The organism is Sorangium sp. So ce1014 (genome assembly GCF_051521505.1).
Lineage (GTDB): Bacteria > Myxococcota_A > Polyangia > Polyangiales > Polyangiaceae > Sorangium.
On sequence record NZ_CP150356.1, the window covers coordinates 5656546 to 5670819 of the forward strand.

Sequence of the window (14274 nt, forward strand, 5' to 3'; positions counted from 1 at the left end):
GATGACGTATCCAGGGGCCCGGGAGCCAGCGCTCCGGGGCGTCTCGCACCCAACGAAGCAAACGAACGGGCCCCCCGCAACAGGAACCGGCCCGGGAGCGCGCGCCGTGGCGTCGCCTGTCTCGCTCGGCGCGAGCCGCCTACCTGCGTCTCGGTCGCGTCGTCGAGCCTGCGGCGCCCTGCGCTGCCGGCGCGGCGGCGGCGCGCCCGGCGCCCTGCGGGGCCCGGAGCTCGCTCGCCCTGGATCGCCGCGTGGGAGCGCTGCCCTGCGATGTCAGCGGCTCCAGCGCGCGCCGCAGCTCGGCGCGCACGTGCGGGCCGAGGAGCTTCTCCGCCATGGCGCTCAGGCGCCCGGCGAACGTCGCCATGATGCAGGCCGCGCGCTGGTCGTCGCGGTCCGGGGCCCCCGAGCGCCTGTAGTGCCGTGCGTAGTCGCGCGTGATGGCGCCGAGGTCGCCGCCGACGTGGACCGCCTGTCGCATGAAGAGCCGCGCGGCGCGCTCGTTGGCGATCGGCGGCATCTCCGCGAGGGTCAGGGCGACGTCGGTCCTGCCCACGGCGAGCAGCATCGAGACCACGCGCTGGCGGGCGATCTCCACGAGCCTCGGCGCGAGGGTGTGCTCGTCGAAGACATGGACGTTCGGCGGCACGAGCTCCCCGCGTTCCGTGCCGAGCTCGCTCAGGAACGCGTTGAGCACCGGCGAGCGCGTCGGCGCTGCCTGCAGGTACTCCCGCGCGCTCCCCGCCGTCGGCGCGTTGCCTGGCGGCGGGTGCGGGCCGGCGTCGGGCGTCGCGGGCGCCTGACGTCGCGCGGCTCGCGCCTGCCGTGCCCGCCCGAAGTGCCTCTCCGCGCTCCCGGCGCGCTCATCCGCCGCGGCGGGATCCGTCGCGCCGAGCAGCGCGGCCAGCTCCGCCGCGTGGGCGGCGGTGACGTGCGGAAGGGGTTTCTGTCTGGACATTCGAGCAGGCTCTCTGTTTTCCAGAGCTGCTCGGGCGTTTACCACACCGTGCAAACAGTTGTACAGCGCTGAACCCCGGTTCCCAGGCGCGCGTACGCGGGCACGAGGCCTTGGTGAGGCGGCGGAGCCACGTCCAGCCGGCGAGAGGTGCCCTCAGGGCTCGCTCAGCACGCCGGCCAGTGTCGGCGCCGTGAGCACGCGCTCGGACCAGCGATCGAGCTCCGCGATGTCGGCGGCGTTGATCCGCGCGACGGCGGCATCGGGCAACGCGCCGAACCGCACGGCGAGCAGCTTCAGCAGCATGTGGCGGCTCCCCTGTTGCAGGCCTTCCCGCAGCCCCTCCCGCAGCCCCTCCTGTCTTCCGCGCTCCACCAGCTGATCGGCTGCCGACACGATCTCCTCCTTCCAGGGTTCGCCCACCGCGGCCAGGAGCCGCTGCAGCCGCAGCTCGGCGAAATCGATCTGCGACGACAGCTCGGGCGACAGCGCTTGCCGCAGCTCTCCCGCCGCGTGCTCGACCTGCGAAAAGGCGGCCTTGAACAGCGCATCATGCGTGTTGGTCTGCATCGGTCGATCGACACAATGCCTCATGGGCACACCGCCGACACCCTTTTTGGCGATGCACTTTTACGCATCAACTCAGGCGGCTCTCCGTAATTCAGACCTCGCCTGTCCATTCGCACGCACGCCTGCGCCGCACGCATCGAACGGGCGCACGGCGCACGGCGCGAACGGCGGGCCGAGGCTGGATTCATGAACGAGAACGAAAACTTATCGTTCGATTACACTTTGTTGGCAAAATGTCACCACCAGCTCGGCGAGGTCGTGCGGCTCCTGCGCAGGCTGTCCGGCGCGTACGACCAGGCAACCCGTGCCGCCGGCTCGCTGGAGCCCGGAGGCGCAGGCGCCCGCGCCCCCGGCGCGCGAGCGCAGCCCCTGAAGAGACGCTAGCAAGGAGCGGAGCCCATGACGTCGACCTCGAGCAAGTGGCAGTTCTGGATCGACCGCGGCGGGACGTTCACGGACGTCGTCGCCAGACGGCCGGACGGCTCCCTCACGACCGCCAAGCTGCTGTCGGAGAACCCCGAGCAGTACGCCGACGCAGCGGTCGAGGGCATCCGCCGCCTGCTCGGCCTCCCGCCCGGTCAGGTCATCACCCCCGACAAGGTCGCGTGCGTGAAGATGGGCACCACGGTGGCCACCAACGCGCTGCTCGAGCGCAAGGGCGATCGCACCGTGCTCGTGACCACGCGCGGCTTCCGCGACGCGCTGCGCATCGGGTACCAGAACCGCCCTCGCCTGTTCGACCGCCACATCGCGCTGCACGACCTCCTGTACGAGCGCGTGATCGAGGCGCGCGAGCGCATGGACGCGCGCGGCGAGGGGGTCGAGCCGCTCGACGTCGCGGCGCTGCGCCGCGACCTGGACGCGGCGTTCGAGGCCGGCATCCGCGCCTGCGCCGTCGTGTTCATGCACGGCTACCGCTTCACGGCGCACGAGCGGCGGGCGGCCGAGATGGCGCGCGAGGTCGGCTTCACCCAGGTCTCCGCCTCGCACGAGGTCAGCCCGCTCATGAAGCTCGTCTCGCGCGGCGACACCACCGTGGTCGACGCGTACCTCTCGCCCATCCTGCGCCGCTACGTCGAGCAGGTGGCCAGCCAGATGCCCGGCGTGCCGCTCTACTTCATGCAGTCGAGCGGCGGGCTGACGCTCGCCCACCGGTTCCAGGGCAAGGACGCGATCCTGAGCGGCCCGGCCGGCGGCATCGTCGGCATGGTGCGCACCGCGCTCTCGGGCGGGCACGAGAAGGTCATCGGCTTCGACATGGGCGGCACCTCGACCGACGTGTCGCACTACGCGGGCGAGCTCGAGCGCGCCTTCGAGACGCAGGTGGCCGGCGTGCGCATGCGCGCGCCGATGATGAGCATCCACACCGTGGCCGCCGGCGGCGGCTCCCTCCTCGGCTTCGACGGCGCGCGGCTGCGCGTGGGCCCGGAGTCGGCCGGCGCGAGCCCCGGCCCCGCGTGCTACCGCCGCGGCGGCCGGCTGGCCATCACCGACGCCAACGTGATGCTCGGCAAGATCCAGCCCGACTTCTTCCCGCGCGTGTTCGGGCCGGGCGCCGACGAGCCGCTCGACCGCGAGGTCGTCGAGCAGCGCTTCCAGGCCATGGCCGAGGACGTGCGCCGCGAGACGTCGCGCCCGATCACGCCGGAGCAGCTGGCCGAGGGCTTCCTGCAGATCGCCGTCGCGAACATGGCCAACGCGGTGAAGAAGATCTCGGTCGCGCGCGGCTACGACGTCACCCGGTACACCCTCCAGTGCTTCGGGGGCGCCGGCGGCCAGCACGCCTGCGCGGTGGCCGACGCCCTCGGCATGCGCCGCGTCCTCGTGCACCCGCTCGCGGGCGTCCTGTCCGCCTACGGCATGGGTCTCTCCGACCAGAACGCGATGCGCGAGGCCGCGGTGGAGCGGCGCCTCGACGAGCCCGGCCTGGCCGCAGCGCACGAGGCGCTCGCGCGCATCGGCGGCGACGCGGAGGCCGAGCTCGTGGGGCAAGGGTTCTCGCCGGAGCGCGTGCGGCAGCGAAGGCGCGTCCACGTGCGCTACGACGGCACCGACACCGCCCTCGTCGTGCCGTACGGCAGCGCCGAGGCGATCCGCGCCGCCTTCGAGGCGGCCTATCGCAACCGGTTCGCCTTCCTGATGCCCGACAAGGCGCTGGTCCTGGAGAGCGTCTCGGTGGAGGCGATCGGGCCGGGCGACGCCGCCGAGGAGCGGCCCGCCGAGGCGCGCCCGCACCGCCCCGAGGCCGACGCCCGCGTGCGCATTTACTCCGACGGCGCCTTCCGCGACGCGGCGCTGTACCGGCGCGAGCGGCTGGAGCGCGGCGCGATGATCGACGGCCCCGCCATCGTCGCCGAGGCCAACGCCACGACCGTGATCGAGCCCGGCTGGCAGGCCGAGATCACCGCGCTCGGTCACATGGTGCTCACCCGGGCGTCGCCGCGCCCCGAGCGCCGCGCGGTGGGCACCGCGGTCGACCCGGTGATGCTGGAGGTGTTCAACAACCTGTTCATGAACATCGCCGAGCAGATGGGGCTCCGCCTGCAGAACACCGCGCACTCGGTCAACATCAAGGAGCGGCTCGACTTCTCCTGCGCGCTGTTCGACGCCGAGGGCAGCCTGATCGCGAACGCGCCGCACATGCCGGTGCACCTGGGCTCGATGGGCGAGTCGATCAGGACCGTGATCGCGCGCAATCCCGGGATGAAGCCCGGGGACGTGGTCGTGCTCAACGACCCCTACCACGGCGGCACGCACCTGCCCGACGTGACGGTGGTCACGCCGGTATGGAACGAGCAGGGCGCCCGCGTGCTGTTCTACGTGGCCTCGCGCGGCCACCACGCCGACATCGGCGGCATCACCCCGGGCTCGATGCCGCCGTTCTCCAGGACGATCGAGGAGGAGGGCGTCCTGCTCGACAACCTGAAGCTCGTCGAGGCCGGGCGGCTCCGCGAGGCCGAGATCCTCGCGGCGCTGGGCAGCGGCCCCTACCCGGCGAGGAGCCCGCAGCAGAACCTGGCCGACCTGCGCGCGCAGATCGCGGCCAACGAGAAGGGCGCGCAGGAGCTCTGCGCGATGGTGGCCCAGTTCGGGCTCGACACCGTGCAGGCGTACATGAAGCACGTGCAGGACAACGCCGAGGAGAGCGTGCGCCTCGCGATCGCGCGGCTCGACCCGGCGCTCCTCCGCGACGGGCGCTTCACGCTGCCGCTCGACAACGGCGCGACGATCGCGGTCGCCGTCCGGATCGACCGCGCGCGCCGCTCGGCGGTGGTGGACTTCACCGGCACGTCGGCGCAGATGGACAATAACTTCAACGCGCCCCGCGCGGTGACCCTGGCCGCCGTGCTCTACGTCTTCCGCACGCTCGTGGACGACGACATCCCGCTCAACGCCGGTTGCCTGAAGCCCATCGAGGTCGTCGTCCCCGAGGGCTCGATGCTGAGCCCGCGCCCGCCGGCCGCGGTGGTGGCCGGCAACGTGGAGGTGTCGACCTGCGTGACCAACGCGCTGTACGGCGCCCTCGGCGTGCTGGCCAGCAGCCAGCCGACCATGAACAACTTCACGTTCGGCAACGACAGGGTCCAGTACTACGAGACGATCTCGGGCGGCTCGGGCGCGGGCATCGAGCTCGGCTCGGGCGGCGCGCGCGGCTTCCCGGGCACGAGCGTCGTGCAGACGCACATGACGAACTCGCGCCTGACGGACCCGGAGGTGCTGGAGCATCGGTTCCCGGTGCGGGTCGACCGCTACGAGATCCGCGAGGGCTCGGGGGGCGCCGGGCGCTTTCCGGGCGGGAACGGCGGTACGCGCGCCGTGCGCTTCCTCGAGCCGATGACGGCGTCGATCCTGTCCAACGGGCGCTCGACGGCTGCCTTCGGCGTGGCCGGCGGGGGCGCGGGCGAGCCCGGGCGCAACCTCGTGGCGCGCGCGGACGGCTCGATCGAGGTGCTGGCGCACATCGGGTCGGTCGAGATGGGGATCGGCGATGTGTTCGTGATCGAGACGCCGGGAGGCGGCGGGTATGGAGCGCCCGTGCCTGGATGAGGAGCGCGGAGGACGACGGAGCAGGAGGGAGAGCCGCTCCCTCCGGAGGCCCTCTCTAGAAGCTGCCCGCCACCTGGACCCCGAGGCCATCGCGGCCGAGGCGCGCGGGCGAGGCGCCGAGGAGGCGCGGGCCGGAGCGCGCGACGTCCTCGCGCACGAGCGTCGTCTTCGGGAACAGGATACCGCTCGCGATCATCGCGAGGCCCGCCGCCTGCAGGATGGCGTCGGTCACGAAGAACACCTCGCCTCCGTCCACCTGCGCCGCGTGGATCAGCGGACCGGCCACCGGCACGGCGAGGATGTCGTAGCCCAGCGTCGAGCCCGAGACCGAGAAGGTCGTGTAGGTGACGCCGAAGACGGTCGCTCCCGCGGTGATGAGCCCGCTGCGCGCGTTCGTCTCGCGGCGATACCCGAGGGGGATGGGCGCGCCCTCCTCGTAGTCGAGCACGATCGGGTCCGCCGCGGTGAGCATGGGGCGCGCCTTCACCGCCCGGAGAGACGCGTCGACGACCTTGCCCGCCTTGACGGAGATCGTGGTCTGCGGCGTCCCGAAGCCGTCGGTCCCGAACAGCACGACCACGTGCGCGCCGGGCTCCACCTTGCCCTCCCAGGGGGTCGTGCCCACGCGCACGCCGTCCAGCGCGACGCCGAGCCGCCTGCCCGTGGTCTCCGAGATGCGCAGGCGCCCGCGCGTCTCGAGCGCCTTGAGGCTCGCCGTGACGCGCGCCGTGTGGCGGCCGAGGACGTCGACGCGCGCCTCGAACGGCTCGAATCCATCCTTCTGGATGCGCACCGCGTGCGCGCCCGCCGCGACGCGCAGCGGGGACGAGAGCGGCAGCTCGGCGCGGCGCTCGCCGTCGAGGAGCACCACCGCGCCGGGCAGGCCCCCCTCGATCGCGATCACGCCGACGACCTCGCGCAGCTGCTCCACCTCGGCGAGCGCCGCCTGCTTCGCATCGGCCGGGAGCACGTCCTCGAAGTCGGAGAGGAGCGACTCGAAGAGCTCGAGCGCGTCGGTGGTGCGCCCGAGCTTCTGCAAGCAGCGTGCGGCGCTGGACGTGGCCCCCCAGGTCGGGAAGAGCCGCCGCGACTCGAGGAACTCGGCCGCGGCGGCCTCCCACGCCTCGGCCCTGTACATGCGCAGGCCGCGCTGGAAGCGGGCCTCGGCGTCCGCCTTCGCGGCGTCCGCCTTCACGGCGGACGCGCCGGCGGTGGCGGGCACGCCGGCGGTGGGCGCCCTGGCGGCGGGCTCCGTGCGTCCGGCGTCCTGCGCGAAGAGCGGCGCCGCCCACGCGGCGAGGAGCAACGCGGCGGCCGCAGCGACGCGTCGGGGAGGGCAGATCCGGGTTCGCATGGTCGAGGATGCGGCGCCCGCAGCTTACAGGAACCCTGTCCCTTTCCCGAAACCTGGTTCGGGGCGCCGCCCGCTAGTGGAGCGTGCTCGGGACGAGCGGGTCCGCCGCGGGCATGGGCGCTGCCGGAGGCGCCTTCTCCGGGGCCGGCCGGCGTGGCGACTGCGGTCTGGCGATGGGCGCGCTGGTCGGTCCGACCGCCGGGACATCGAGCGCAATCCGCGGTGGAGACGCGCCGTTCTCGGTCACGACGACATCCTCCACCCGCTCGGCCCCCGCGCTGACGAGGCGCACGCGGTGGTTGCTGCCGAGCACGCCGGCGATCTCGACGAGCCCGTCGCGCACCTCGGCGGGCGCCCCGTCCACCTCGACGGCGGCGTCCCTCGGCGCGACGGACAGAGCGACCCGCCGGAGGACGGCGGGCGCGGGATCGAGCGCATCGGGCGGCGTCGCCGGCGCCGCGCTGGCCGCCGCCGACGCGCTGGTCGCCGGCTCCGCGCTCGTTGCCGGCGCGGCGTCGCCGCCCGGGTCCGCCGCGCGCGGCGCCGCAAGGAACGCGATCGCGCCGGCGACGCCGAGGACGAGCAGGACCGCCGGCCCCCGCGACCGCGCCGCGGCGGAGCTCAGCGACGCGCCGCTCGCCGATCCGCTCGCGGCCGGATCGCCGGACGACCCGCTCACGGCAGGGCCGCGCCCGCCGTCCCCTGTCGGGTCGCTCCGGCTCCCCTCGTCGGCCCTCGCCGGGCTGCCTTGGCTGCCTTGGCGCGCCGCCGGGCCGACGTCGAGCCTCGGCGCCAGCACGGCGCGCTCTCCGTCGGTGACCGCCACGAGCGCCTCCTGCCGCAGCGCGTGGCCGTCGGGGAGCAGCGGGTGCATCGCGGCGAGCATCTCCTCCGCGCCCTGGAAGCGGTCGTCCATCTTCAGCTGGAGCGCGCGGTGCACCACCGCGGCGATCTCGCGGGGGACCCACGGCGCGACGTCCTGGATCGGCGGGGCCGGCTCCGTGCAGAGCAGGACGAAGAGGCGCGCGATCGAGGCGATGTCATGACGAGGCGCGTTCCCCGCCAGCGCGGCGTACAGGAGGACGCCGAGCGACCAGATGTCGGTGCGGTAATCGACGGTGCGGATGTCCTCGATCTGCTCCGGCGCCATGAAGAGCGGCGAGCCGAGCATCTTCCCGGTCGTGGTCAGCCCGGTGGTCGCGCCGCCCTCTGACGGCTTGATCTTCGCGATGCCGAAGTCGAGGAGCTTGACCACGATCTCCCCGTCGCCGGAGCGCGCCAGGAACACGTTCGCCGGCTTGATGTCGCGGTGGATCACCCGAGCTTCGTGGGCCTTCTGCAGGCCGAGGCACGCCTGGACGACGACGCGCAGCGCGACGTCGGGCCGGAGCGGCCCGAGCCGGTGCAGCAGCTGCCCCAGGTCCTCCCCTTCGAGGTACTCCATCACGAGGTACGGCGAACCGGTCACAGGGTCGGTCCCGGCGTCGAGCAGACGGACGATGTGCGGGGTCTCGATGCCTGCCGCGGCGCGCGCCTCGCGCTGGAAGCGGCCCAGGGCGGTGCCGCTCTCCCGGCGCTTTTGCCCGCTGATGAGCTTCACGGCGACCTGCTCGCCGGTATCGAGCTGCCGCGCCTCGTAGACGCAGCCCATCCCTCCCTCGCCGATCAAGCGGGTAAGCTTGTATTTGCGGTCGACGATCTCGCCGTTCAAGGCCGCACAGGGTAGGTCGAAGGGCGCCCGGCTGCAAACCAAGCGCTGCGGAGCGCGTCAGCCCTGCGCGCCGGCTCCCTCGAACCGCGCGCCGCTCGCGCCGTCCGGCGCGCCGTTCGCCGCCCTCGCGTCGGCCCTGGACGGCGGCTTCGTCTGGGCCGCGTGGACCGTCCGGTGAGGGAGCGGCATCTCGATGCCATGCGCGTCGAACGCCTTCTTGAGGCGCCTCCGGTACTCCCGGCCTACCTGCCACTGCTCGGCGGGCTGCGTCTTGATGCGCGCGCGGACGACCACCGCCTGCTCGTCGAACGACTCCACCCCGAAGAGCTCCATCGGCTCGAGGAGGCTCGCCTTGTAGCGCCTGTCCTCGTGGAGCTCGTGCGCGACCTCGCGCATCACCCGCATCACCCTGTCGACGTCCTCGGTGTAGGCGACAGCCACGTTGAACATCACGGCAGACCACTCCCTGGTCATGTTCGAGAGCGCGTTGATCTTCCCGTTCTGAAAGACGTGGACCACCCCGGACTCGTCGCGCAGCGTGACCGTCCGGAGGCCGACCTGCTCCACGACACCGCCGGTGCCGTTGACGACCACCACGTCGCCGACCCGGAGGTGGTTCTCGAGGAGCAGAAAGAAGCCCGAGATGACGTCTCGCACGAGCTCCTGCGCCCCGAGGGCGATGGCCAGACCGGCGATGCCCGCGCCCATGATGAGCGGCGCGATGTCGACCCCGAGCTGAACGAGGAGGAGCATCGCCACCATGATCCAGATGACGACCTTCCCGGTCGTCCGGAAGATGCCCAGCAACGTGTCAGAGCGCTTCTCGATCTCGCGCACCGTCTTCACGTCGCCGCTGCGGCCGCGCCTCATCAACGACACTTCCACGCGCCTGCACAGGAAGTGGAGCACCTTGAGCAGCACGAGCGCGAGGACCAGGATCAGCAGCACGGCCGGCAAGGCGTGGATGGCCCACGCGACGGTGCGCCGGAGAACGTCCGGCCAGAACGTGATGTCGAGCCAGGAGTCGAGCTGCGGCATGAGCGATGGCACCTCCACCGCAGGACGTCCGCAACCCACATGCCAGCGAGCTCGGGGGCCGCGAGGCCCCGCGGCGGGCGCGCGCGGTGCTGCGGCGGGCGGACCGCTCGCGCGCCGGTGCGACACGATGTCGCAGAGGAGCCGAATTGTCGCAGGCGTCGTGCATCCCGGCGCCGCGAGCCGAGCGGTGCGCTGCGGAGGCCGGCGTCGTGAGCGGGCGCCGGCCTCCGGCGTGGCGGATCGCGCAGCGATCGGAGCGGCGTCAGAGGTCGAAGCGACCGGACGCTTCGGGCTGATACACGACGCGCTCGATCCGGAGGCGGCGCGTTCGGCTCGGCGTGGGCCACTCCACCTCTTCTGCTTCTCGACAGCCGAGCAGCGCGAGCCCCATCGGCGCGAGCACCGAGATTCGCCCGCTGTTCACGTCCGCGGACCCGGGAAACACCACGGTCACGCTGAGCGCCTCCTGCGTGTCGAGGTCGACGAGCTGGGCCCTGGAGTTCATGGTGACGACGTCCGGCGGGACCTCCTGCTGCTTCACGACGTCCGCGCGCTCGAGCTCGATCTCTAGCGCCTCCAGGGTCGGGGGATCGGCCCCCGGCCGCTCGCGGAGGGCCTCGAGCAACCGTGTGAGCCGGTCGCGGTCGAACTCGGTGATGACAATGGGGTTCGTATGAGGTGCCATGAACAGGGATCTCCTTGTGTCGTCGACTCGATCCAGGCCGTGGCCGAGGGCCCGCGTCGGGCGAGCAGACCGTCGATCGCGCCCGGTCAGTCCGTCCGGACGCAGGCGCGCTCGACGAAAGCCGCGCTTCATCCCGGGAGCGGCCGGCGAAAAGCGCCGAAAGACCGCTCCCTTACGAGCGTGCGGGCGACCTCGGACAGAGCAGCCGGGTCCGCGGGAGAACGAACGCGCCACGCGCGCCGCGGCGAGGCCACGGACACGATTCGAGGTGCAGGCGGGCGTTCATTCCACGCGGACGGTAGCACGGCGGACCGCCTCGAGCCATCGAGCCGCGCTGCAGGGCGCTCCCGGCGCTGCGCGTCGCCGCCACCACGATGTCCCCGACGAGTCGAATCGGCCGCGCCGCCGGCGTCCGTGCCCGGGGCACTGCGGCGACCGCTGACAGGGACAGGGACTCCGCCGATGGCGCGGCACTTGCCCGCAACCGCAGCCGCGCCGCCCCCCTCGGACGAGGCTGGACGGCACGAACGCACGCCGGTGCGCATCACCTCGGGCGGAGCGCGGTGACCGGGATCGAAAACTTGACAGCATCGATTCATCCCGGGACCGTCGCTGCCGAACGACCATCAACAGAGGAGGAAAAACTTGGACATCCGGCCGCTACTGCCAGTGCTCATCTTCTTCGTCGTCGCGCTCCCGAGCGCAGTGCGGGCCGAGATGCTCAGCGTCAAGGTCCCCGTGGCGAACTTCCGCGCGGGCCCGTCCACGAGTGAGCCCGTCGAGTTCACCGCGACCCGCTACTACCCCGTCAAGATCGTGGAGCGCGAGGACGGGTGGTGCAAGATCAAGGACTTCGAGGGCGACCTGGCGTGGGTGGCCGATCGCCTCCTGGCCAGGGTCAAGACCATCGTGATCAAGGCCGCACGGGGCAACGTCCGCGAGGCGCCGACGACCTCCGCCGAGGTCGCGTTCCAGGCCGAGCGCGGCGAGGTGTTCAAGGTCCTCGACCGCAAGGGGCGCTGGCTCCAGGTCGTCGACGTCAAGGGCGGGAAGGGCTGGGTGCGTGAGGATCTGGCCTGGGGCATGAAGAAGCCCGATGACGCGGGCGGCTCGTCGTGAGGTGTCGCCCGCCACGAGCACGCCAGTCGAACAGGCGACCTGCACAGGACGCCTCTCGCACCGGAGCCCGCGGGTCTCCCGCGCTCGCGGGTAGTGGCCGCCGGGTGGCTCGTCCGTCGGGGCTGCTTCCCCTGCCGCCACGATGACCTGGGCTGCTGCTACGCCCACCCGGGCCCGGCCTCTGAACGAAACGAAGAGCGCCGGGCACAGAGGGGCATGGCAAGGAAGACCTCCCGCACCCCCGCGCCGCGCGCATCACGGCGCGACGGTTTCATGGTTCACGCACCGCATGCGTCGCCAGCCCGCGTCGCATGCCGCAGCCTCACGATGGCCTGCGTCACCGCGCTCATGGCGGCGTCGAGCGCATGCACCACGACCGGGACGGCGACGCAGCCTGCGGAGCGCGGAGCCCTGATCTCCGCCACCCCGGTGGCGGTGCTGGATGCCGACGAGGTCTCCGACTACCTGGAGGAGCTCGGCCTCGACACGTCACAGGTGCGCTTCGGCGTGGCGGCACACCAGATCGTGTACCGAACGATCGACACGGACGGCGCGCCGACCACCGCAAGCGGCCTGGTGGCGCTGCCCGTCAACGACGACAGCGAGCTGCGCGTCGTCGCGTGGCTGCACGGCACGACGGTTTACCGGCGCGACGTCGCCTCGGTGAACCCGGAGAGCCCCGATCGGGCGGCGGCATTCCTGTTCGCATCCTCCGGCTATGCGACCTCGGCGCCGGACTACCTCGGTCTGGGGCTCGGCCCCGGCTTTCATCCTTACGACCACGCAGCGTCGACGGCCACTGCGTCCGTGGACGCGCTGCGCGCGACCCGCGCGCTCGTCGAACGGAGCGCCCGGCGCCTCGACGAGCGCGTGCTGATCAGCGGGTTCTCGCAGGGCGGCAACGGCGCGCTGGCCCTCGGCCGCGCCCTGCAGCAAGGCGCCGACGCCGAGCTGAGCGTCGGCGCGATCGCGCCGATCAGCGGGCCCTACGACGTGAGCGGCACGCTCGAGACCGCCGTGACGAGCGGGATCGAGCACGTCGCGCCCTATGTGGCCTATTTGACGGTCGCGTGGCACCGGATCCACCACCTGTACGACGCGCCGAGCGATGCGTTCCGCGCCCCCCACGACGAGATCGTCGAGGACCTCTTCGATGGCCACCACACCGGCGAGCAGATCTTCGACGCGCTGCCCGCGACGCTCGAGGAGCTCTTTACGCCGCAGTTCCTGGGCTACCTGCGGAATCCGACGGGCACGCTCCTCGAGGCGCTTCAGGAGGCCGACAGCACGTGCGATTGGCGCCCCGGCGTGCCCGTGCATCTGTATGCGTCGACCGGGGATCGCGATGTGCCGATCGCGAACGCGCACTATTGCAAGGAGCTGCTCGATGCGCAGGGGGCCGAGACCCAGCTTGTCGACTTCGGCGAGGCGGACCACGGCGCGTCCGTCAACCTGAGCTTGCCGAGGGTCGTCGAGCAATTCGCCGCGCTACCCGCTCATGCGGGGCCGCTCGCCTTGATGCCAGGTCCGCGTGAGAGCTTGCACGTCGCCTCCCACAGGCCGTTGAGGTAGACCAAGCCGAGCGCGCGGTCGTACAGACCATATCCGGGCTTGCCGGTCTCGCCCCAGATCATGCGGCCGTGGTCCGGACGCACGTAACCGTCGAAGCCGACGTCGTGGTACGCCTTCACGATGGCGGCCATGTCGAGCGAGCCTTCGCAGGACAGGTGAGCGGATTCGAAGAACGTGCCGTCCTCCTGGACCGCCACGTTGCGCAGGTGCCCGAAGGGAATGCGGCCCATGCCGCCGAACTCATGCACCAGCGACTCGATGCTGTTGCACAGGTCCGCGCCCAGCGAGCCGGAGCACAGCGTGATGCCGTTGGCCGGAGAGTCGACGATCTTCACCAGGCGCATCAGATCGTCGCGGTTCTTGACGATGCGCGGCAGACCGAAGATCGGTCGGGGCGGGTCGTCCGGATGCATGGCCATGCGGACGCCGACCTCCTCGGCGACCGGGATGATGCGCCGGAGGAAGTGCTCGAGGTGCTCCCACAGCGCCTCTTCACCGATGTTCTTGTACTCGCCGAGGACGGCGCGGAGCTGCTCGGGCCTGTAGCTGCTGTCCCAGCCGGGCAGCGCGATGCCCTGCTCCGGGTCGATCTTCGCCACGGCCCCGGCGTCGAATGCCAGGGTCAGCGAGCCGTCGGCCAGCTCCATGGCCATCTCGGTGCGCGTCCAGTCGAAGACCGGCATGAAGTTGTAGCAGATCACCTTCACGCCGGCGGCCGCGCAGTTGCGGATGTTCTGGCAGAAATTGTCGATCAGGCGCTCGCGGGTCGGCTTGCCGAGCTTGATGTCCTCGTGCACCGGCACGCTCTCCACCACATCGAACTTCAGCCCGACGCCCTCGATGCGCGCCCTGAGCGCCTGCAGCTTCTCGACCGGCCACACCTCGCCCACCGGCACGTCGTAGATCGCCGAGACGACGCCGTACAGGCCCGGAATCTGGCGGATGTACTCCAGCTTGACGGGGTCGTTCTCTCCGTACCAGCGAAAGGTCATCTTCATCGTTGCGATCTCCTCGGGCGACGTCCTCGGCTCGCGAGCGCGCGTGGCCGGGTCGACCTCCGGGGCCGAGCGGCGCGGCCTCGGCGCTGCGGGCACTGGCATCGTACAGCGAGCTGGAAGCAGAGCCAAGAGATCCCGGGCGCAAAAAGCGGGCGGGCACAAACGGCGAGAGCCCGCCGCGCACCCCGTGCACGGCGGGCTCTCCAAGGTAGCAACCAGCCGACT

Annotated in this window: 11 protein-coding genes; 4 read left to right on the plus strand and 7 right to left on the minus strand. The window is 71.9% G+C overall.

What is annotated here, in order from left to right; genetic code table 11:
• Positions 1-139: 139 nt before the first annotated feature.
• On the minus strand, positions 140-958 hold the full coding sequence (locus WME75_RS21575; RefSeq protein WP_437493914.1) for a hypothetical protein: 819 nt from the start codon (positions 956-958) through the stop codon (positions 140-142).
• A 153-nt stretch (positions 959-1111) separates the two neighbouring features.
• Positions 1112-1525, minus strand: a complete 414-nt coding sequence (locus WME75_RS21580; RefSeq protein ID WP_437493917.1) for a hypothetical protein — start codon at positions 1523-1525, stop codon at positions 1112-1114.
• Positions 1526-1711: 186 nt separating this feature from the next.
• Between WME75_RS21580 and WME75_RS21585 the strand changes: the two genes are divergently transcribed.
• Together WME75_RS21585 and WME75_RS21590 are read left to right on the plus strand one after the other, a co-directional pair.
• The gene (locus tag WME75_RS21585) at positions 1712-1909 is read left to right on the plus strand and encodes a hypothetical protein (protein ID WP_437493920.1); all 198 of its coding nucleotides are present in this window, start codon (positions 1712-1714) and stop codon (positions 1907-1909) included.
• Positions 1910-1924: 15 nt separating this feature from the next.
• Positions 1925-5572: a hydantoinase B/oxoprolinase family protein gene (locus WME75_RS21590; protein ID WP_437493923.1), complete on the plus strand. Its 3648-nt coding sequence runs from the start codon at positions 1925-1927 to the stop codon at positions 5570-5572.
• 55 nt (positions 5573-5627) lie between these two features.
• Here WME75_RS21590 and WME75_RS21595 read toward each other — a convergent pair whose 3' ends face one another.
• The 4 genes from WME75_RS21595 to rnk all read right to left on the minus strand — a co-directional run bounded on the left by WME75_RS21595 (position 5628) and on the right by rnk (position 10360).
• A complete protein-coding gene (locus WME75_RS21595) occupies positions 5628-6926 on the minus strand; it encodes a PEGA domain-containing protein (protein WP_437493926.1) in 1299 nt (432 codons plus the stop codon).
• Between the two features lie 73 nt (positions 6927-6999).
• Positions 7000-8637, minus strand: a complete 1638-nt coding sequence (locus tag WME75_RS21600) for a protein kinase domain-containing protein (protein ID WP_437493929.1) — start codon at positions 8635-8637, stop codon at positions 7000-7002.
• 57 nt (positions 8638-8694) lie between these two features.
• Positions 8695-9675 (minus strand): mechanosensitive ion channel family protein, encoded by a 981-nt coding sequence (locus WME75_RS21605; RefSeq protein WP_437493931.1) that lies wholly within the window; start codon positions 9673-9675, stop codon positions 8695-8697.
• Positions 9676-9937: 262 nt separating this feature from the next.
• The gene (gene rnk / locus WME75_RS21610) at positions 9938-10360 is read right to left on the minus strand and encodes a nucleoside diphosphate kinase regulator (RefSeq protein ID WP_437493934.1); all 423 of its coding nucleotides are present in this window, start codon (positions 10358-10360) and stop codon (positions 9938-9940) included.
• Positions 10361-11005: 645 nt separating this feature from the next.
• Between rnk and WME75_RS21615 the strand changes: the two genes are divergently transcribed.
• The gene (locus tag WME75_RS21615) at positions 11006-11479 is read left to right on the plus strand and encodes an SH3 domain-containing protein (protein WP_437493937.1); all 474 of its coding nucleotides are present in this window, start codon (positions 11006-11008) and stop codon (positions 11477-11479) included.
• A 327-nt stretch (positions 11480-11806) separates the two neighbouring features.
• Positions 11807-13051 (plus strand): hypothetical protein, encoded by a 1245-nt coding sequence (locus WME75_RS21620; protein ID WP_437493939.1) that lies wholly within the window; start codon positions 11807-11809, stop codon positions 13049-13051.
• Here the strand turns inward: WME75_RS21620 and uxuA are convergent.
• The gene (gene uxuA, locus WME75_RS21625) at positions 12976-14049 is read right to left on the minus strand and encodes a mannonate dehydratase (RefSeq protein WP_437493940.1); all 1074 of its coding nucleotides are present in this window, start codon (positions 14047-14049) and stop codon (positions 12976-12978) included. The genes WME75_RS21620 and uxuA overlap by 76 nt on opposite strands.
• Between the last annotated feature and the right edge of the window lie 225 nt (positions 14050-14274).